Annotated in this window: 14 protein-coding genes; 7 read left to right on the top strand and 7 right to left on the bottom strand. The window is 42.9% G+C overall.

Going from position 1 to position 19909, the window contains the following annotated elements:
- The first annotated feature begins 39 nt into the window (after window positions 1-39).
- Together ACRD7P_RS18910 and ACRD7P_RS18905 are read left to right on the top strand one after the other, a co-directional pair.
- Window positions 40-1932, top strand: a complete 1893-nt coding sequence (locus tag ACRD7P_RS18910; RefSeq protein WP_430909293.1) for a tetratricopeptide repeat-containing sensor histidine kinase — start codon at window positions 40-42, stop codon at window positions 1930-1932.
- A 128-nt stretch (window positions 1933-2060) separates the two neighbouring features.
- On the top strand, window positions 2061-2273 hold the full coding sequence (locus ACRD7P_RS18905; RefSeq protein ID WP_430909291.1) for a class I lanthipeptide: 213 nt from the start codon (window positions 2061-2063) through the stop codon (window positions 2271-2273).
- 207 nt (window positions 2274-2480) lie between these two features.
- Here the strand turns inward: ACRD7P_RS18905 and ACRD7P_RS18900 are convergent, their stop codons facing one another.
- Window positions 2481-4982, bottom strand: a complete 2502-nt coding sequence (locus tag ACRD7P_RS18900) for a zinc-dependent metalloprotease (RefSeq protein ID WP_430909290.1) — start codon at window positions 4980-4982, stop codon at window positions 2481-2483.
- A gap of 818 nt (window positions 4983-5800) precedes the next feature.
- Here ACRD7P_RS18900 and ACRD7P_RS18895 point away from each other — a divergent pair.
- Window positions 5801-6109: a hypothetical protein gene (locus ACRD7P_RS18895; RefSeq protein WP_430909289.1), complete on the top strand. Its 309-nt coding sequence runs from the start codon at window positions 5801-5803 to the stop codon at window positions 6107-6109.
- 167 nt (window positions 6110-6276) lie between these two features.
- Here ACRD7P_RS18895 and ACRD7P_RS18890 read toward each other — a convergent pair whose 3' ends face one another.
- The 3 genes from ACRD7P_RS18890 to lysS all read right to left on the bottom strand — a co-directional run bounded on the left by ACRD7P_RS18890 (window position 6277) and on the right by lysS (window position 10989).
- A complete protein-coding gene (locus ACRD7P_RS18890; RefSeq protein WP_430909288.1) occupies window positions 6277-7707 on the bottom strand; it encodes an SLC13 family permease in 1431 nt (476 codons plus the stop codon).
- Window positions 7708-7834: 127 nt separating this feature from the next.
- Window positions 7835-9256: a pentapeptide repeat-containing protein gene (locus ACRD7P_RS18885; RefSeq protein ID WP_430909287.1), complete on the bottom strand. Its 1422-nt coding sequence runs from the start codon at window positions 9254-9256 to the stop codon at window positions 7835-7837.
- 41 nt (window positions 9257-9297) lie between these two features.
- On the bottom strand, window positions 9298-10989 hold the full coding sequence (gene lysS, locus ACRD7P_RS18880; RefSeq protein ID WP_430909286.1) for a lysine--tRNA ligase: 1692 nt from the start codon (window positions 10987-10989) through the stop codon (window positions 9298-9300).
- A gap of 167 nt (window positions 10990-11156) precedes the next feature.
- On the opposite strand from lysS, the gene ACRD7P_RS18875 reads away from it, so the two are divergent.
- The 3 genes from ACRD7P_RS18875 to lipB are packed head-to-tail and all read left to right on the top strand — an operon-like array spanning window position 11157 to window position 12838.
- A complete protein-coding gene (locus ACRD7P_RS18875) occupies window positions 11157-11312 on the top strand; it encodes a YqaE/Pmp3 family membrane protein (protein ID WP_138660057.1) in 156 nt (51 codons plus the stop codon).
- A 36-nt stretch (window positions 11313-11348) separates the two neighbouring features.
- Window positions 11349-12140 (top strand): hypothetical protein, encoded by a 792-nt coding sequence (locus tag ACRD7P_RS18870; protein WP_430909284.1) that lies wholly within the window; start codon window positions 11349-11351, stop codon window positions 12138-12140.
- The gene (gene lipB / locus ACRD7P_RS18865) at window positions 12137-12838 is read left to right on the top strand and encodes a lipoyl(octanoyl) transferase LipB (RefSeq protein WP_430909282.1); all 702 of its coding nucleotides are present in this window, start codon (window positions 12137-12139) and stop codon (window positions 12836-12838) included. Before ACRD7P_RS18870 ends, lipB begins: the two co-directional genes overlap by 4 nt.
- Window positions 12839-12961: 123 nt before the next feature.
- Here lipB and ACRD7P_RS18860 read toward each other — a convergent pair whose 3' ends face one another.
- From ACRD7P_RS18860 to ACRD7P_RS18850, 3 genes are all read right to left on the bottom strand, one after another.
- Window positions 12962-13660, bottom strand: a complete 699-nt coding sequence (locus ACRD7P_RS18860) for a TapB family protein (RefSeq protein ID WP_430909281.1) — start codon at window positions 13658-13660, stop codon at window positions 12962-12964.
- Window positions 13661-13832: 172 nt separating this feature from the next.
- Window positions 13833-16280 (bottom strand): hypothetical protein, encoded by a 2448-nt coding sequence (locus ACRD7P_RS18855; RefSeq protein WP_430909280.1) that lies wholly within the window; start codon window positions 16278-16280, stop codon window positions 13833-13835.
- 230 nt (window positions 16281-16510) lie between these two features.
- A complete protein-coding gene (locus tag ACRD7P_RS18850) occupies window positions 16511-17107 on the bottom strand; it encodes a ribonuclease HII (RefSeq protein ID WP_430909278.1) in 597 nt (198 codons plus the stop codon).
- A 132-nt stretch (window positions 17108-17239) separates the two neighbouring features.
- Between ACRD7P_RS18850 and ACRD7P_RS18845 the strand changes: the two genes are divergently transcribed.
- A complete protein-coding gene (locus tag ACRD7P_RS18845) occupies window positions 17240-19246 on the top strand; it encodes a putative porin (protein WP_430909277.1) in 2007 nt (668 codons plus the stop codon).
- Window positions 19247-19909: the final 663 nt, after the last annotated feature.

The raw sequence follows: 19909 nt of genomic DNA, 5'->3' as shown, positions 1-19909 counted from the left end.
ATTTAGATTTGAAACACCCTTAAAGTAAAGAATATTTCTATGAGAATTGTACTGGCCCTCTGTTTTTTGCTCACTGTTGGCATAACCCACTCCCAAACCAAGCAATTACAACAAGCGAAGATCGATGCATTTATTGAAGATAGCCTAAACCGAGAGAATTTCGAGCTTTTGAAGCGAAAGCTTTCTTCCGATTCAAACTTGAAGGGTTGGTCCAAGTATTACTCCAGCAAAGCCTTTTCGTTGTACCGGGCAGGACAGTATGACTCGGCCATTGTTCAGGCTAAAAAAGCGATTTCCAACTTTGATGAAAGTGAGCCAAAGTACCATGTTGACGAAAAAAGTCTGTTGCAGGCAAACTATCTATTGGGGTTGATCAACAGACTTCAAAAACAGTATGTAAAATCCAATGCGTATCTCTACAGATCATTGGAATTGAATGAAAAGTACCCTTATAAGTACATCGGATACATTATAGGCACGCTAGCGGCCAATCACTTGGCTTTGGGCAATAATGAAAAAGCATTGCACTATTACCGACAAAACCTTAGGGATTCTATTTGTATGGGGCTTTCCCAGCCATCGGTAGTGGTTCTAACGCGCATGGGAGTACTTTATTCCAAAAGTTATTTGAATATGCCGGATTCTTCCTTATTCTATTTTAACAGGGCCAAAAATAGAAGCCTACAAAATGGCTACAGCGACAATTTACCCTTTATCTATTGCAACATCGCAAATTTTTACAAGGAACATGATAAGGATTCCACCTTGCATTTTTATCGAAAATCCAAGGAAACTTTCGAAACCTACGTTCCCGATTGGAGGGTGGCACCGTCAACCACGGAATTTTTGCAATTGGTAGTCAATAGTTATGTGGATATACATGAGGGAAAAACGCAAGAGGCGATTGACAATCTAAAATTGGTAACGGACAGTTTAAGGCAAAACGTTACCAATAAAGATGATAAGGATATCCTCGATTTGGCCTACCAACATCTTGTTATGGCACATGAATATCAAGGAAATCAATCTATGGCCGTCGAGGTACTTAAAGAAAGAAACGGATTTTTAGAAAACTTTCATAAGAAAGAGCTGAAACAGGAGCTGGCCGAGTTGGAGTTACAATACGAAACGGTGAACAACAAACGGAAAATTTCAAAATTGGAAGAGATTTCAAAGGTAAATGCCAAATTGTTAAAACAGCAACGGTTATTGCTGTTGGGTCTTGTTGGTATCCTTTTATTGTCGACCTTCGTTGGATTGCTGTTGTTCCGACAAAAAAACTTGAAAAACAAACTTGAAAACGTATCGTTGCAGCAGCGGTTGCTCCGATCTCAAATGAACCCTCACTTTCTGTTCAATGCATTACAAAAGGCCACGATGTTGATTACTGTAAGGCCCGATGCCGCAAAGGATTATATTATTAAACTGGGTAACCTGCTAAGGTTGACTCTGGAGAATTCCCGAAACGATCGTGTGGCTTTGGCGGACGAGCTTACCGCGCTGCGCTCCTATTTGGAACTGCAGTCCGATTTTTCTAAAAATTTCGATTTCTATTTTGATGTAGATCAGAACATTGATAAGGAAATGATCGAGTTGCCCCCTATGTTGATCCAACCATTGATCGAAAATGCGGTACAACATGGTTTTGGCGCAATAACATATAAGGGTTCCATAAAAATTTTGCTTAAAAAACTAAACCCTACCACAATGCTCTGTACAGTGACGGACAATGGTATCGGATATCGTGAAAGTAGTACGGGTTCCATAAGGGACCATCGGTCACTGTCCTTACAGATCGTACAAGAACGATTGGCCCTATTCCATAGAAAAGCAGGTACATTGCCATTATTTGAAATACGACAAATTTCGGAAGAACCGAATGGACCGGGCGGTACCGAGGTGAAAATTTCCATTCCTTTTGTAGCGGTATAGTTTGATTTTTTTTAAACCAAAAAAGAAGACGTTTATACGATCCAACGGTACTTTCAAATCTTTTACCTTCCCTTTGGACATGTTCATCGGTATCTTCTTGTATTATTAATTGTTAAATATATACCGATATGAAAAAAATGAAAAAAATTGGCCTTTCCTTAAACAAGAGGGTCATTTCTAATTTGGAAGCCAAAGAATTGAACGGTGGTGTAGGTTCCGGTTTAAATATGCCCGTGAATTCCTGTAATGCCGATCAAAACCCATGTTACGGTGATGGCCCTGGCAATTTAACGGAGAACGGTTGCAGGAGCGGTGGAATGGCCAATTGTAAAATGGAATAGTTTTATAAAAAAAAGGCCACCTTAAGTTTTAAGGCGGCCTTTTATGTTTCCTTATCCCAAACTTTACGTTTCAATATAGGATTTTTGCCTGAACTCCTTCACAACAACATTAAGGGTTTCGATGTCCACATAAGTGAATTTTATAGGTGATACACCCCATCAGTTGTTTTGTCCTCTTCCATACGTTTCCCCTTTTTGCACATTCCCCTACTGCACAGGATCCAAGATCAAGGCAATGCGTTTTTCGGCATCTTGTAAATGATACTTGCTCATACGATCTCCCGTTCTATTGATGGCGTTTTTAATGGAACGCTGTAACGAGCGCAGCTGTGCACGGGCCACTGATCGAATATCGGATTGGCTGGTATGGACCACGGTAGATTTTTGATATCCGCCAAATACCGGTTGTTTTTTCTGATTCTCCGCGGTCATGAGGTACGCAAGCCGATCAATATGGGCCTTTTGTAAATTCCGGCGATAGGTGTCGATGGTACTTCCGTTACGTAACTCGGACCACAACCCTTTCCTAAGGTCGTCCATCATTTCCAAAATACCATAGGCATCTTTTTCGTTCACGGTCCCGTTCTCGATCAAACGGGCCAATTTGCCCAAACTTAAGATCCGCTCAAGGGTGCTCACCTGCATTTCGCGCACTTGTTCTATGGAACCGGAATACTGTATTTTTTCAAATATCCCTTGATCTAAAAGCCATTCCGGGGTGGTAAAAAGTTCGGTATGTAAAAAGGCCATACAGTTTTTTTGGTGCTCCTTGGCGACATGCTCGTACACCGCTCCTTCTTGGTCGTATGTTTTTTGGTGCTCATAAACGCCACCGATATTATTGGAAACATGTCCCATATATCTATTGAACTGGCCTACGAGCTGCCCATAGAGTTTTTCAAGGTCCTCATAATTTTTTCCTTCTTCCGCGGTCCATTCCTCCAGCTTAGGGAGAATACGTTTTAAATTCGCAATGCCGTACGCACTGGCCAGTATGGCATTGTCTCCCAAGTCCTCGGTTTGGGAGCTGGGATCGACCACATCTCCGACCTGTTGGTGTCCAAAACGGTACAATGGATCTCCGGCATGGGCCAAGATCCATTGATCCAGGGTTTTCTTCTCCTCTTCGGCCGTTTTTCCTAAAATAGGTCGGTATCCCCACGAAATAGCGTATTTATCGTAAACACCAATATCCGGCATGAGGGCCACGCCTTCGTCTTCCGGTTGGGCCACGTAATTGAAACGGGCATAGTCCATAATCGAAGGTGCCGTTCCATATTTTTGGGTGAAAGATGCCGATCGTAACGAGTCTACCGGATAGGCAACACTACTTCCCATATTGTGCGGAAGCCCTAAAGTATGTCCCACTTCATGGGCCGATACAAAACGGATCAACCTGCCCATGACCTCGGCCTTGAAAGCCGTGCTTCTTGCTTCGGGATTTATGGCCGCGGTCTGTATAAAAAACCAATTGCGCAAGAGGGTCATTACGTTATGGTACCAATTGATATCGGATTCCAAGATCTCGCCCGTCCTGGGATCGCTTACATGGGGGCCGTTGGCATTGGGGATAGGGGAGGCCAAATACCGTACAACGGAGTACCGCACATCTTCGGGAGACCATTCGGGGTCCTCTTCGGGCGAAGGCGGATCCTTGGCCAAAATGGCATTTTTAAAGCCAGCGGCCTCAAAGGCCACCTGCCAATCTTCGATACCCTGTTTGATAAAGGGCACCCATTCTTTCGGTGTGGCCCGGTCTACATAGTAAACAATGGGTTTTTTAGGTTCTACAAGTTCTCCATTTTTGAACTTTTCCCTGTCCGCTTCCTTTACTTCTAAGCGCCAACGATCTAAAAAACGTACCGTCTTGCTCTCTTGTGCATCCAAACCGTAGTCAACCTGTCCTCTGGCAAACCATCCTACACGTTCATCAAAATACCGCCTTTTCATAGGCGTTTTCGGAAGCAGGATCATAGAGTTATTGATTTCGACCGAAATGGACCCCAAACTGGTATTGCTCGGTGGTTTTTTGGCAAAGTAGGTTTTTACATGGCGTGCTTCGATATTCAGCGGGTAGCTTTTAATGGATTCGATATAACTTCTGCTTTCGTCCAAACGGGATACTTTATACCGTTCCCTAAAAAAACTGGGCATGCCCAAGGCCTGAACATCTTTGATTAGCAGGTCGTTCACCTCGATTACCGTAGCCGGGGCGACCGAATCTTTTTTAAAGGCCTTGATGTCAAAGGCGTGCAATACCGGTTCAAAGTTTGAATTTACCACTGCCTCGTGCACGGGTAGGGAGTCTGCCGCCACAACATCATAGGAGACCACGCGCAGCAACACCTTTGTGGGCTTCTTTTCCCATCGTAACACTTGGGTGTTTATTTTTCCGCCACCAAAACCGATGCCGCTTGCCGTTTTTGAGATCCGGGTGACCATAAGCATTTCTTTATTGAACAGCGAGTCCGGAATCTCATAATAAAAACTTTCTTTTATCTGGTGCGTAGTGAACAAGCCTTGGTCACTTTTGGCCTCTTTGGTAATGACCTTGTCATAGGGCTTTATCTTATCCTTCTTATCCCCTTTTTTACCGGAACCCTGGGCACTGGTATTCTTTTTCTTTTTAAACAACTGGGCTTCCACCGTGGCCGTTTGTAGGGTGAGAAAAAGGATGAGTATTCTGGTCCAAACAGAAATTGATAGCATTATCGTCGGTTTTTTTGAATTTTGCCAAAGAACCGAAAAAAACGAAGGAAGAGATGTTAAGAAAATCATAAGCATACCCGTGCAGGGGAACGGGCCATTAACACAGTAAAGAAGGTGCCGATATTTTGGCGATATCGAACGTGGCATGCGTTGTTCTTTTACCTGCTCCTGATGCGTTCGGACGCTTATTTGGGGCCTTTATCGCGATATTTTTAGCTTCCGTAAACCCGAAGGATTGGAGGCCTTTCAACCGAAAAATACCGTCGTTCTTGTATACAAACAACAACTGGGGCCCAGATCGTCGTTTACAGGCCGTTTCGAAAAAAGTGAAAATAATTTGGTGAATACTGTAACAATTGCCGCTTTTTCCAGTCTATTAGATAGAAAATTTCTCATTTTTTCGAATTAGTCAATGAATAAAGCTGTTCTCGGGGGAGAACGGCTTTATTTTTTTCCGTATCCTTCAAAAACTTAATTGCTATAGGGCCTTGCCAGTATCGGTGACAATTTGTTTGGGACGATTGATTTTGGGACACCTACTACCTGTTTGAAATGATATTTGTCGAAAAAAGCATCGATAAACGGTTCATCTACAACTTCTTAACATAAGCATAACACTTTTTTTCTCTTAAAAATTAGCTGGTATTGTTACCGGGATGTGAACAAATCGATGTGAAAATTGAAGAGTCGATGTGATTTTGAACCAAAAAATACGAAATCCGAATATTGGGCCGATTTTGGTCGATCCGCGTGTAGGATGGGTTTACAATAATAACCGACAACTGCGTTATACAGATGCATACAATTAACCTACAGTTATGAAAAATTACAATTTGAAATTAACCATTATTATTGGGCTGTTCGCAGCGAATACTGCATTGGCGATAGACCCGGTAAAAGAGGCATCGGATTTTGATGTAAATAGCATTCGTGAAATCGAAAACGAAATTGAAATCGATCTCGGGTTCGATACGGCCGATTATCTCCCGGAGAATTTTGATCCTTATGCCTACCCGACCAATGTGGAGGGAATCAACTTTATTGACCCAAAAGATGACTTTGAGGTCGATTTCGATACTAAAAAATACTTGCCGGAAGGCTTTGATCCCTATAAGCGTAACCGCTAGCGGATACTTTTTTTTGGATAGACCGGTATGATAGGGCCTCCTGAATCAAGGGGGCTTTTTTATTGCCTTGCGCCATAGCTTTTATACCATTTTAACTTTGAAATGGTATTACTATAAGCGGAGGAGAACAATTTTTAAGGGGCAAACCAATGTCGGGAATGGTAGTACTAGAACAGTAGTGGGATCCCGAACTGAAAAAGCAATACCAACAGCAGCACCGCAACAAAGTTCAAAACAATGCCGACCCTTGCCATATCGTATACCTTTACATAACCACTCGCAAAAACAATGGCATTGGGAGGTGTGGCCATTGGCAACATAAAGGCGCAACTACTGGCCATGGTTACGGGAATCAACATATGGAGTAGGGGAACGTCGAGCCCAATGGCAATACCGGCGATTACAGGGCCCAAAACGGCCACTAAGGCTACGTTGCTCATAAGTTCCGTCATAAAAAGCATCAAAAATATCAGCAGCACAGCGGTGAACAGCGCGCTGATGTCACTACTGGCAATGGCATTGGCCACGACGTCGACAATACCGCTTACCGACATGCCCTTGGCCAATGCCAATCCTCCCCCGAACAATATTAGAATGCCCCAGGCAAGTTTTGAGGTATCTTTCCATTGAATGATAAAATCGCCTTTTTTTAAATTGTAGGGTATGGTGAAGAGCGCCAAGGCCGCAAAAATACTGATCATGGTGTCGTTCAATTTTAACCCGATAAAAAGCTGGTTCAGTACGGTTCGGAACACCCATAGAAAAACGGTCACGCCAAAAATGCCCAACACCATTTTTTCCTTACCGCTAACGTTGCCAAGGGCGTCGAGTTCGTTTTGAATGATTTCCTTGGAAGCGCCAAAGGTCTTTTTGCTGTTGGGGAACATCCATTTCACCAGAACAACATAACTGATGGCGATCATGACCACGGAAAAGGGAAGGCCTACCGCCATCCATTTCAAAAAGGAAATTTGAATGTCATATTCATTTTCCAACAGTCCGATCATTACCGAATTGGGCGGTGTACCGATTACGGTCGCAATGCCGCCGGCATTTGCCGAAAAAGCGATACCGAGCATAACGCTCAAGGCAAAATTGTTGTCGTCCTTGGTAAAACCATCCGCATCATCGATCAACAAGCGAATGACCGATGTGGCAATAGGGAGCATGACCACCGTGCTGGCGGTGTTGCTGATCCACATGCTCAAGGTAGCGGTAGCGATCATAAACCCGAGGACCACCCTATCGGGGCTTGTGCCCGTGATCTTGATGATACCCAGCGCGATACGCTTGTGCAGATTTACCTTTTCCAAGGCCAAGGCCAATACAAAACCGCCAAAAAAAAGAAACACTATGGGGCTGCCGTAATTGGCGCCTACTTCCGCAATGGGCATTACTTTTAACAAGGGAAAGAGCAATAGGGGCAATAGCGCCGTAACCGATATGGAAACGGCTTCGGTAATCCACCAAACAATCATCCATAACGCTATCGCAATAACCTTGTCTCCATGTTCAGAGACAAATTCCAATGGTTTTAAAGTGTTAATTAAGAATAAGATGGGGCCAAGAATCAGCCCTATTTTTCTACTAAGTTGCATAGTATTGAGTTAATACTTCTAAGCTATAGTATTTCTTTGGCCCCCAAAAACTTTATCTGTGTTTGGCTAAAAAATAATTTTATTTGGCTCGATTATCAAGAGACTTGCTATAATAATTAGCAAAAGGCTAAAGCCTAAATTTTCTAAAGGAGACAATTGTTTGATATATACCATACGCGATAAAAATTTTGCCAAGAATGAAAGGAATATACTGAAACCAAAAAATCAAACCATTTTCAAAAGGAGAGGTGTAAGAGGGAAGCAAGAATTTAAAAAAACCTTTTAAAAAAAAATTTAAACTGTCGCAGGTGATTTGAAATTCCTGTGAATGGTATTCTGCTATAAAGTATAGAGTATAAAAAACACCTCCACATATTAGAGTAAAAAGCACTCCTTTAAACCAATCTGTACCGTGTTTAGAAGAAATTGAGTTTAACCGAAGTATAAATTTTTCTTTCCATTGATTTAGAGTAAGCTCATTTTTATATGCGTCAAGTTCATAAATCTTGAAACGATTATAGTCAATTCTATTTTCAGTTTTTTGAAGTTGCTGTTTAATGGATCTTAGAGTTCTTCTTCCACAATTTCCAACGTTTAAAATTTTTAAATCATCAAAAGAGCAGGTTTTTTCAAACAGTGTTCCGCTAAGGTCAATATTTTCAAATTCTACATTTTTAAATACTGTTTTTTGTTTAAATGTAGAATTGACGATAGTAAGGCTACGGAATTGAATATTGTGGAAGTAAACATCATTTTCAAAATTGCAACCGGAGAAATCAACAATGGTTTTTTCGACTCCGGAACAACCGTTTAAAATAACTGTGTCATGGAAGTTGCTTCCGTTGAAAAGTGCGTAGGAGCCAAAATCCGTTTGATTAAAATAGGCTCTCCCAAAATGACAATCATTAAAATTTTGAAGCCCCTCTTCCCCTGTTAGAACCGTTTGGTCGAACCCTACCTCCTTTCCGAAATTCGTCATTGAAAAGTTGGCATTATGAAATTTTGAATTATTGAATGCTGCTTTTAACGTATGGAGGCTGGGTTTCCTTTTGGATGTTTCTAACACATTTTCAATAAATTCAAATGAACCACTTACATGATTAAGATTTTGTATGTCTACTTTTTCATAAAAGACATTATTACAAATTTCTATGTTTCCAATTAGTTCAATTGAAGAACCCCGATCTCTGTTTTTAAAGAAAAAAAAGTTAAACTTATTTCCGTAAATTTCGAATTTATTAGATACTTGATTTGTATCAAAAAAGCACAAAGCCTCGAATTCACAGTCTTGTATTTGTAAACTTCCTTCGAAAGTGCAATTATTGAAAGTAATTCTTAAATCACTTTTTTTAAGGCTATCAAACAAATTGATTTCTCCGAAAAATTTACAATCAGCAAATTCTATAAATAACAGGTTACGGTGAAAATCAACAGTCGTGATGCGATTGTTGAAATTTGAAATTGTCCTACGCGTAAATAATATTGAATTTCCTCCAAAAGAATTGATGCCTTGATAAAATTCCGTGAAGTCCAACGGGGCATGGCTCATTTATTGTTTCTTTAGACTAGAAATTTCGGTTCACCTATTTTTTAAGTCTTCAAATGCACCTTTTTTTGGTCTCCCGCTACTACCACTTTTATAAGTTCGGCCTTGGAGAGGCCTTTCATGGATCTGTCCCATTTTTTTCCGCTCAAACCCGCTTGCGATTTCAGCTGCGCCAAATCCATATTGCCGTTCGGTTTTAAAAGGTCTAGAATGATTTTTTCTTCCCCGGTCAATTCCACCTGCTTTTTTTCGGGCCGCATCTGTGGAAAAAACAACACTTCCTGAATAGAGGAGTTATTGGTCAACAACATCACCAAGCGATCGATGCCTATGCCGATACCGGAAGTGGGCGGCATTCCATATTCCAAGGCCCGTAAAAAATCTTGGTCGATGAACATGGCCTCGTCGTCCCCTTTTTCTGATAGGCGTAACTGTTCCTCAAAGCGCTCCCGTTGATCGATCGGGTCGTTCAGCTCGGAATAGCAGTTGGCGAGTTCCTTTCCGTTCACCATAAGCTCAAACCGTTCCGTAAGGTCGGGATTGTCGCGATGCTGTTTGGTCAAGGGGCTCATTTCCTTTGGGTAGTCGGTAATAAAAGTCGGTTGGATATAGTGGTGTTCGCACTTTTCCCCAAAAATTTCATCGATTAGTTTTCCCACGCCCATCGTTTCATCCACATCGAGTCCGAGGGTTTTTGCAGTGGTGCGCAATTGGTTTTCGTCCATACCCGCCACGTCTACCCCGGTATGTGTTTTTATAGCTTCTAAAATTGGGACCCGCGCATAGGGTGCCTTGAATTCGATCTCGTTTTCCCCTACCGTAACTTTGGACGTGCCGTTCGCATCAATGGCCACTTGTTCCAATAATTGCTCCGTGGTGTCCATCATCCAATGGTAATCCTTATAGGCCACATAGAGCTCCATTACGGTAAACTCCGGGTTGTGGGTGCGGTCCATCCCTTCGTTTCTAAAATCCTTTGAAAATTCGTAAACCCCATCGAATCCACCTACGATAAGCCTTTTCAAATAGAGTTCGTTGGCGATCCGTAGATACAAGGGAATATTAAGGGCGTTATGGTGGGTAAGAAACGGTCGTGCCGCCGCTCCTCCCGGAATCGGCTGTAAAATGGGTGTTTCTACCTCCAGGTATCCACGATCGTTATAAAATTGTCGGATACTATTGGTGATTTTGGTCCGTTTTACAAAGGTTTCCTTTACCGAAGGGTTTACTACCAGATCCACATACCGTTGCCGGTACCGTGTTTCCGGATCGTTAAATTCGTCGTACACATTGCCCTCCGCGTCTTTTTTAGGTAAGGGTAGCGGCCGTAGCGCTTTGCTAAGCATGCTAAAATGCTTTACCATTATGGTACGTTCCCCTACCTTGGTGGTGAACAAAGTTCCCTCGATTCCTATAATATCCCCAATATCGAGTAGTTTTTTATACACCTCGTTATAGAGGGTCTTGTCGTCATCGGGGCAAATTTCGTCACGATTAAAATAGACCTGTATACGTCCGGTACTATCCTGCAATTCGGCAAAGGAGGCCTTTCCCTGAATCCGTCTGGACATCAAACGACCGGCCAAAACCACAGGTTTTCCTTCCGTATAGGCCTTATCGATTTCAGCAGCGGTGGTATCCACTGGGTAAAGGGCTGCCGGGTAAGGGTCAATACCAAGTTCCCGAAGTCTGGTTAACTTTTCTCTCCTAACGATTTCTTGTTCCGATAGTTGCATACAGTCGTATATTAAGCCTGCAAAGATACTATTTCATGCATTTATTGTGGTACTCCACTTGAATGAAAATTGGGGCATAGGGCATGGAAGCATAATTTTTATGGCGTTGTAACAAAACGTATAGGTTTGCGACCAATAGGTACATCAATCATCAAAAATCGAAATCAATGAGTTTTTTACGCGTATTATTGGCCATCATCTTTCCCCCGCTTTCCGTTATTGGCAAGGGCTGCGGTTCCTTTTTAATTGTATTGCTACTCACCCTCTGCGGTTGGGTTCCCGGTGTAATCGCCGCTTTGGTCATTTTGAACAATCCCAACTGATCGTTGTACCTTTGCCGTTAAAACGCAACGTATACCATGAGAAAAATATGTTTTGGCCTATTGGGGCTTCTTTTTTTTACGGCTTGCCAGATACGGGAAGAAATAACCTTTAACGACGACGGTAGTGGAAGTTATGCCGTTGGTTTCGACCTTTCGGAAATGATGGGTATGGCGCCCGCTACGGAAAATGATACGGTCGTACCACAGACAATAGATACCGTTGTGGTTTTTGCCGATTTTTTAGAGGAGAAAAAAGATAGCATCGCCACCTTATCCAAGAAAGAGCAACAGCGGCTGGAGAACTTACGGCCACTGCGGTTTAGCATGAAAATGGACGATAGCGAAAAAAAGATGGACATGCACCTATCCTACGCCTTTGAAACCCTAGATGATATCGACAAGTTTGCCGAGGCCATTGCGACCGCCGATATTAAGGAACTGAACCAGACTATGGATCCCTTGGCAGGTATGATGGGGGGGAAAGGCGCAAAAAAAGATTCGACCGAAAAAGGTGGTTTGGAGGATATTTTTAAAATGGCCGAGTCCTTTGATACCCGTTTTAGCAAAAAAGGATTTTCCCGGAAGATTACGCAGGATGCAATAGCCGAAATGGCAAAGAAGAAGGATACCAGCTTAAAGGCCGACGATCCTTTTGTGGATATGATGCGCTTTAAACAGGTATATCATTTTCCCTACAAGGTGAAAAGCGTGAGCAACCCAAATGCTAGGATCCTTTCCGATTTTAAGGGAGTGGAACTGGAAGCGAACATGTATCAAATGAACAATGATCCCGATTACTTCGATATTGAGGTCGCTTTTGAGAAATGAACAGGGAAATTATAGTAAAGGACCTGGGCCGAAAGGACTATAAGGACACCTGGGACTATCAAGAAACACTTTTTAAGGAAATTCTTGATGTCAAGATAAAGAACAGAAGGGAAAATGCCGGAGCGGCCACTCCCAACTACTTACTGTTTGTAGAGCACCCTCATGTATATACCCTAGGAAAGAGCGGGGATATTTCCAACCTTTTGGTCAACGAAAAGGAGTTGGCCAAAAAAGGCGCACAATTTTATAAAATTAATAGGGGAGGGGATATCACCTATCATGGCCCGGGACAAGTGGTGGGATACCCGATATTGGACCTGGAAAACTTCTTTACCGATATTCACAAGTATTTACGGTTGCTCGAGGAAATGGTGATCCGTACCCTAGCTGATTACGATATTAAAGGGGACCGTTCGAAAGGCGAAACAGGGGTGTGGTTGGACGTTGGGACGCCAAGGGCACGAAAGATTTGCGCCATGGGCGTTCGGGCCAGCCGATGGGTGACCATGCATGGCTTTGCCCTAAATGCAAATACCGATTTAAGCTATTTTGATCTGATGATCCCCTGCGGGATAAAGGATAAGGCGGTTACCTCCATGCAGGCCGAGCTTGGTGGCCGTGCAGTGGATGAAACGGTGTTAAAACAAAAATTAATCGAACATTTTACAAGCTTGTTCGAAGTGGAAGGTATCCATTGAAAAAACCGGGTGTTCGCCCGGTTTTTTGCTTGGTTTTTCAGTTTTGGTAAAAACTGAAGCCGCTTTCAGCGGTGAGTGGTAATCAAGGTTGGCTAGTGGTATAACGGAATATGGTCGATTGTTTTATTGGGTAAACTCCGAAAGTTGGGTACTGCTCACTAGGTTACCGTTCTTTTTGTATAGCTCTTGTTTGACCATGCCGACCCCCTCGGCAAGCCATAGTTTGGAACGCATTTCTTGTTTCGCCCCCATGGTTTGGGAGGTGTTGGTCTCCGAAATCACGTAGCAATCGAAAGTTCCCGCGGCGATAGTGACCGATTCTTTTTTCTCCACTTTACGATCGGTCATGTCCACTTTAATTTTCATGTTCATCCCGGACATACTAAGGTCTATCGCCACATTGGCATCTTCCAAAGTTTGCCCTACGGTAAGCTCGTTCGGTATTTCAATATCGGTACCATCCAACTCCATTTCCATCCCCATGTCCTCATACTGTTTCATCATGGCATTGGGAAACAGTGACTTGTAATCGATCTGTATGGTGCCATCGCTACAGCTGATCTTATAATCGGAGGCGTATACCTCTTTTCCCTTTTTATCGGAAAACGTTAAGGCCATGGTCGCTTTTGTGGCGCCGTTGTCGTTGATTGCGGACGCAATGGTGTACCGGGTGGTACCTTCAAGCTTATTTTTTTTATCGAAGTTGGTATAGGTATAGGTTGCCCCTTCGTTCAAAGGGTAAAATCTGCTGCAATTGTTTTGTGCCTTTAGGCAGAAAGAACCCGAATATAGTACGACCAGTATGAACAGTAGATTTCTCATGTTTTGTATCAGTTATAGGGAAGATTCCGATGGCAATTGATATTATACCGCTGAAACCCCAGGTTACGGGAGGAAAAGTAGCAAGCTTTCCTTAGGATGACGGACGAAACTATATCGTTGGTAGGCAACTTTGTATAAGTGGTCGCGGAGGCTGTATAGGTTGCAATCGCGATTAAAGGCCAAGACGATACAATAGTAGTGTATTGCTATCTTTCTTAACGGCAAGCAACAGTTTGGAGTCCCGTTTGGTCGTAGAAAGGGCGATACTACCATTTCCGTAAACCGGAAAATCGGAAATAGCGCGGCCCTGGTTGTCGAACAGGTATGTATTTTGATTTTGAATATCGGTAACGGAAACATAAAGCTCGTCCTTGATCGAGAATAGTTTCGGTACGGTATAGATGCCCAAATCAAGTGTAATGGTTTTTCCGTTGATATGCAGCTCATTATCGTTTTGGTACACCAGGGAATTTTGGCTTCCCGTTGATCCGTGGTCGGTGTTGAGTGAAAGATCGGTGCGGGTGTGTTCTCCGTTCGGCGCTATTTGGTGCAGTACTCCTTTAGCATCGGAGAAGGTGAAACGATCTTTATGCATAAATACGGGGTTGCCGGAAAATTCGAATTTTTTGGAAACCGGCACCCTTACTTTTCCAGTTCTGCTCAAAATTTTTAGGCTGCCATCGGCCAATTGAAATACAATATGGTCCTTGTTTCCGATAACCAGGTGTTGTGGTGTACCGATTACGGGGCTCTTGGCCTTACGATAGGTAAACCCGGATACGTCTTTACCGGCTCGGTCGAACATAAAAATGCGTTCCCCTTGGGTAACCACAAAGCGGTATTCCTTGTTGTTCTCATAATCAAATACGGCCAAGGGGTTTAGGTTCCCTCCTTCAAACGACCTGCTGAGCCCGTCTACCGATTTGCCGTTTCGGTCGAGGACTATCAACTGTCGGTCGGTGGTAAAAGCGAGCTGTAGCCTTCCGTTTTTCAACAGGTCTACCTGATGGATGCGCCCCTGTATTTGTCCGTCCAGCTGTTTCTTCCATAGAATTTCACCTTTTTCCGATATTAAATACAAGCGGTTTAGATTATCCTGCACCACAATTTCCCCGCTTTTGTCGGTATGGTTGAGGACCAATTGCGGGGTCATACTGAATTCATCTTCCAGGGCAATGGTAATAGGTTCCGATAGCGGCTCTTTCAGGGTTCCGTCCTTTTGACGTACCGTAATGTCGGTTAAAAAGAAATCGCCTTCCGCCACTAACTGTGCCGTTACAAAATTCCCCTTGAACATGGAATGTTGACCCTTTGTATGTGCGTCCTTCATGAGCTGCCCATCCAACAGTTGTTGCATGTAGGATGCATTCCCGACAAACAGAATGCTTGCGGCGGAAGCGATCCTTTCGCTCATAAGGGTGTAAGCAGGAGCTCGGTCAAAAGTATTTCCGTTTTTAAAAGCGCTAATGCTTTCCTCCAAGAGTTCTTTATGGGACGAGAATAGAAAGGCATTGTCCAAAATCGTATAGTAACCGGCATTAAAATCGGTGACCAAAGGTGTTAGGGACATATTCAAAAAGTCGGTTTGGGTGAGCTTAAAAATAGGATTGCCCTGATATTCGTATCCATTTTGTCGAATGTTGCCTAAAAAATCGGACAAGGTTTCCGACCCATAGGTATTCAACACCACTGCCTTTTCATTCTTTTTAAAGATAACACCTACTTCTTCTACTGCGTTAAAAATAGGGTCTTGGGTACTTTGCAGTGAAGTATAATGTTGTCGGTTGGTGCTAAAACGCTCAAAATCGGCAAAGGAATACGATAGTATGGCATCACTACTGGAAGGGGCAAAACCGGCCGTAGTGTTGGGCAGGGGGGTGGTATTTTTAAAAAGCCCCAAAAAATCGGTAACTGAAGTATCCGATACGGCAATACCCTCCAGGCGAAGTTCGTAAGGTGACGATGCAAGATCGAGCGACATCCATTTGCCAAAGCTTTTAAGGTCTAATGTTGTTTCGCTACCAAATATTTTGGATCGCAAGGTGTCCTGTTCGTGTAGGGAAAAGAGAAGGTTTAGGGGCAGTCTTTCATTGGAAGTGGCATACAGCTTTTTGAAAATCGGGTTTGGTTTCTGTTCCGCCTGCAATAGTGCCGCTGAAATAAGGGCTTTTTCCGATGCGACCAATACTACGGAATTGGAGCGGGTGGCATAAACGTCAGTACCTTCAAGGCTGTGTTTTAAAATGCTGCCCTCCTTGCGGGTAAAAAGTTTTTCGGGCGTAGTTGCGGTACTGTCATTGGGGTTTTCTTTGGCGGTTTCACCGATGTAGAGTACCTCGCCCGAATGGGTGAAAGCCAAAAGACATTTAGCGCTCAGGGGTGCACTTTGTAACAGTTCGATTTTTGGCAACACCCTTGCCAAGGGTATCTTGTCGTTCAGGTTCCGAAGAAAAAAGTTATTGGAAATACTGTCCCGTAGGTACCCAAGGTCGTTTATCATTAAAACCAAACTACTGTTCGGGGGAATGTAGCGGTGGTGTTCGGTAGTTTTTTGGGAATAATCGGTAGCACAGCCGAAGGCTAGTACGAAACAGACCAAAAGCGATAATACCCGTATCATGAAAAAGGTTTGCTACAAAGGTATAGGAAGTAACTGCTCATTTTTTTTGATGGGGCGATTTTTTATTCGGCTTTTACCTAGGTTTATGCAGTAACACATCGTGATGAGGGGCGAAAACGCACTAAAACCGAATGTTTTCCGAGTTTGGGCATAACATCATTACAATCACGCTTAGGGTTTCGGTATAAGCAAATAGTTGCTGCCGCTATATTGCAGTGTAAGCAGTTTGCTCATATCTCCAATGAAAGTTGTTCCGGTAGCAGTCGAAAGCTCTTGCGGTGATACTTTGTTACCCCGTGTTTTCGAATGGCGGCACGATGCTCTTTGGTAGGATATCCTTTATTTTTCTTCCAATTGTACATGGGGAACTCCTCATGAATTTTTTCCATGTAGGCATCCCGATACGTTTTCGCCAATACCGAGGCCCCCGCAATGCTCATAAACTTACTGTCGCCTTTTACGATGCATTCGAACGGTATTTTTTGGTATGGTTTAAATCGGTTTCCATCAACGATGAGGTGCTCGGGTTTTTTATCCAGTTGATCGATGGCATGGTGCATCGCTAAAATAGAGGCGTTTAAAATATTGATCTTATCGATCGTTTCCGGATACACGTGGGCCACACCAAAACAAACGGCCTCTTTTTCCAGCAAGGGTAATAACGCCAATCTTTTGGTTTCCGAGAGCAGTTTGGAATCGTTGAGAATGTTGTTGGAAAAGCTATTGGGCAACATAAGGGCCGCTGCGGTTACCGGTCCGGCAAGGCAACCCCGTCCCGCCTCATCGGTACCTGCTTCATTTTCGGATTTTAAGAAGAGTTGTAACATGGAATGCCATCCAAATTTAAACGAAGATACTTTTTTGACGGGACAGCTTATGGTCCTATCAAGAACTTCTTGCAAACTTTCACATTTAATTACGAACAAAAAAAATTAACTTTACCCGCCTAATAACGGTCAATGAAATATTATCTCCTTTGTTTTTTACTCCTAATGGGAGCGGTATCGTTAGCACAAGAAGAGGGACTTCCGCCACCGCGGGAAACGGATAGCTTGGGAAATGACCGGAAATCCGGTCCGAAACCATTCGGAAAGAATCCCGAGGATTCCAAGGCGCCCGAAGTAACGATCAAGGACTACAAGATCATTTCGCATGCCAGGGATACCGTTTTTTTGGATACTACGTTGACCATACAAAAAGAATATCGCTATAATTATCTAAGACGCGACGATTTTGAATTGATGCCTTTTGCGAACGTGGGACAGCCCTACAATAGTCTGGGAATCAATTTTGAACGTAAACAGCTGTACCCTGCCATGGGAGCGATCGCAAAACATTTCAACTACGCCGAAATACAGGACATCGATTATTACAATGTAGCGACTCCGATGACCGACATCATGTTCAAAACAACGTTTGAACAAGGACAGCTTTTGGATGCGCTGTTGGCTTTTAACACTTCTCGAAGGTTGAATTTTTCGATAGCCTATAAAGGGTTCCGTTCTTTGGGCAAATACCGTTTCAACCAATCGCAATCCGGGAACTTTCGCACCACCACAAACTATGAGAGCAAAAACAAAAGATACCTGTTAAGGGCGCACATCGCTGCCCAAAATATAGAAACGGAAGAGAACGGGGGGCTTGTTTCCGCTGACGAACAGTTTGTCAACGGGGGAGCCGATTTTTCGGATAGGGCTAGGGTAGAAATACGCTTTGACGACGCAAACAATAGAATTCTGGGGAAGCGTTACTATCTTGACCATCGATACAAACTGGTGCGAAAACAAAAAGATTCCAGTAAAGTGGAAAAGACTTCCTTGGCTATTGGGCACGAGTTCAACTACGAAACCAAATTCTATCGATACGATCAAGAGGTACAAGATGCCTTTTATGGGGATGGTATCGTTTCGGAAATAGATGACCGCGCGTCCTTAAAAACAATGTACAATCAGTTTAATGCCACCTTTTACAATGCTACCTTGGGTCGGTTGGAAGGAAACCTTAGCCTGTACAACTATAATTATTTTTTCAATAGCATTTTGATTACGGACGACGGACGTGTGGAAAATCAGCTGAAAGGGGAAGAGATCGCTATTGGGGCGGATTATGAAAAACGGATCGGAGGTTTTGACATTGAAGGTGCGTTCCGGTATACCATATCCGGGAGATTGACCGGAAACCTTCTCGATGCGTCTGCAGGGTATCGTATAAATGAGAACAATCGTTTTCGATTTATGGTCCATTCCTCGGCCAACTTGCCCAATTTTAATTTTTTGTTATACCAGAGCGACTACTTGAATTACAACTGGCAGAACGATGAACGGTTCGAAAACGAGCGGGTCAATAGCTTTCAATTCGATCTGGAATCCAAGTTGTTTGGAAACCTAAGCGCGAAATATACACGATTGGATAACTACGCCTATTTTGCTCCGGATACCGATGCCGCTTCGGCGGAACAGATAGAAGCGGGTCTTGACAATGCTTTTATCAAACCGTTTCAAGAAACGAACAGTATCAATTATATAAAAGTAAAGTACAATAAGGAGTTCAAGCTAGGCAAGTTCGCCTTGAACAATACGGTAATGTACCAGAACGTTACCCAAACGAACCAGGTTTTGAACGTTCCTCAGTTGGTCACTAGAAATACCTTATACTTCTCATCGGAGGTTTTTAAGAAGGCGATGTACATTCAGACGGGCATTCATTTCAAATACTTCAGCGCTTATAATATGAACGGTTATAATCCGGTCCTCGGGGAATTCTATCTTCAAAATGAAACGGAGCTTGGAGGATATCCGCTAATGGATTTTTTCATTAATGCAAGGGTCCAGCAGACGCGCATTTATCTAAAAGCCGAACATTTTAATTCCTCCCTGGGCGAAACCAGCGAATTTTTTGCTGCGCCTAATTACCCTTATCGCGATTTTGTAATTCGTTTCGGGTTGGTCTGGAACTTCTTTTCTTAGAAGTGATTTAAACTTTTTGGATTGAAGCGAAAATTCATGATTTTTTGCTCTTTTGAAGCCTTTTTTGAGTTGCATAGCAGGGCTACGGAAAGAAAAAAAGTCGAAAAAAGTGTGAAAAAGCACCATTTTTTAGCCAATTGGAAAAGTTTAAACCACTTCTTAGGCAAAACTGAAAATTATATTGGGTAGCTGCCCAAAAACGCTTTTTTGGTCACCTTTGCTCTAAAAATGGTATAGCATGCTGTTTTTGAGTTGAATACTGTTGAAATTGCGCGTTCTCCCCTTTCTTTGTACGATTAAGCCTCTGGGTTATTTTAAAAAGATTGCCATTATTTTTTAGGAAGAGGGATTTGTTGCCTTTGTTTGGTCGGATTGGGGAAAGTTATAGGGATTTTGTTCATTTCCAACAGGTTATATTTCTGAGGAAACAATTAGGATACTAATGGGGTAATGTCGGACAGCGACCTTTTCAAAAACGATTAATTTTTTTTAAATTTTATTTCGGATTTAATATATTGATTTTCAATTGATTGTTGAATTTTTTAAAAACCTTTTCAAAAAAAAGTGCCTAGGTATTGTGTAAGCAAAAAAACCCTCTTATATTTGCACCCGCTTTGGCACTGAGGCGTGATAATGAATAGAGGGCCGAGCGAGTTACCGGAC

The organism is Maribacter sp. 2-571 (genome assembly GCF_050589625.1).
GTDB lineage: Bacteria > Bacteroidota > Bacteroidia > Flavobacteriales > Flavobacteriaceae > Pelagihabitans.
The sequence above is the reverse complement of the archived record's forward strand: the minus strand, read 5'-3'. Positions and strand labels throughout refer to the sequence as shown.

Bases quoted from the DNA above. Each gene is read 5' to 3' on its own strand.
- ACRD7P_RS18910 (WP_430909293.1), top strand. From the start codon at position 40: ATGAGAATTGTACTGGCCCTCTGTTTTTTGCTCACTGTTGGCATAACC.
- ACRD7P_RS18905 (WP_430909291.1), top strand. From the start codon at position 2,061: ATGAAAAAAATGAAAAAAATTGGCCTTTCCTTAAACAAGAGGGTCATT.
- ACRD7P_RS18900 (WP_430909290.1), bottom strand. From the start codon at position 4,982: ATGCTATCAATTTCTGTTTGGACCAGAATACTCATCCTTTTTCTCACC.
- ACRD7P_RS18895 (WP_430909289.1), top strand. From the start codon at position 5,801: ATGAAAAATTACAATTTGAAATTAACCATTATTATTGGGCTGTTCGCA.
- ACRD7P_RS18890 (WP_430909288.1), bottom strand. From the start codon at position 7,707: ATGCAACTTAGTAGAAAAATAGGGCTGATTCTTGGCCCCATCTTATTC.
- ACRD7P_RS18885 (WP_430909287.1), bottom strand. From the start codon at position 9,256: ATGAGCCATGCCCCGTTGGACTTCACGGAATTTTATCAAGGCATCAAT.
- lysS (WP_430909286.1), bottom strand. From the start codon at position 10,989: ATGCAACTATCGGAACAAGAAATCGTTAGGAGAGAAAAGTTAACCAGA.
- ACRD7P_RS18875 (WP_138660057.1), top strand. From the start codon at position 11,157: ATGAGTTTTTTACGCGTATTATTGGCCATCATCTTTCCCCCGCTTTCC.
- ACRD7P_RS18870 (WP_430909284.1), top strand. From the start codon at position 11,349: ATGAGAAAAATATGTTTTGGCCTATTGGGGCTTCTTTTTTTTACGGCT.
- lipB (WP_430909282.1), top strand. From the start codon at position 12,137: ATGAACAGGGAAATTATAGTAAAGGACCTGGGCCGAAAGGACTATAAG.
- ACRD7P_RS18860 (WP_430909281.1), bottom strand. From the start codon at position 13,660: ATGAGAAATCTACTGTTCATACTGGTCGTACTATATTCGGGTTCTTTC.
- ACRD7P_RS18855 (WP_430909280.1), bottom strand. From the start codon at position 16,280: ATGATACGGGTATTATCGCTTTTGGTCTGTTTCGTACTAGCCTTCGGC.
- ACRD7P_RS18850 (WP_430909278.1), bottom strand. From the start codon at position 17,107: ATGTTACAACTCTTCTTAAAATCCGAAAATGAAGCAGGTACCGATGAG.
- ACRD7P_RS18845 (WP_430909277.1), top strand. From the start codon at position 17,240: ATGAAATATTATCTCCTTTGTTTTTTACTCCTAATGGGAGCGGTATCG.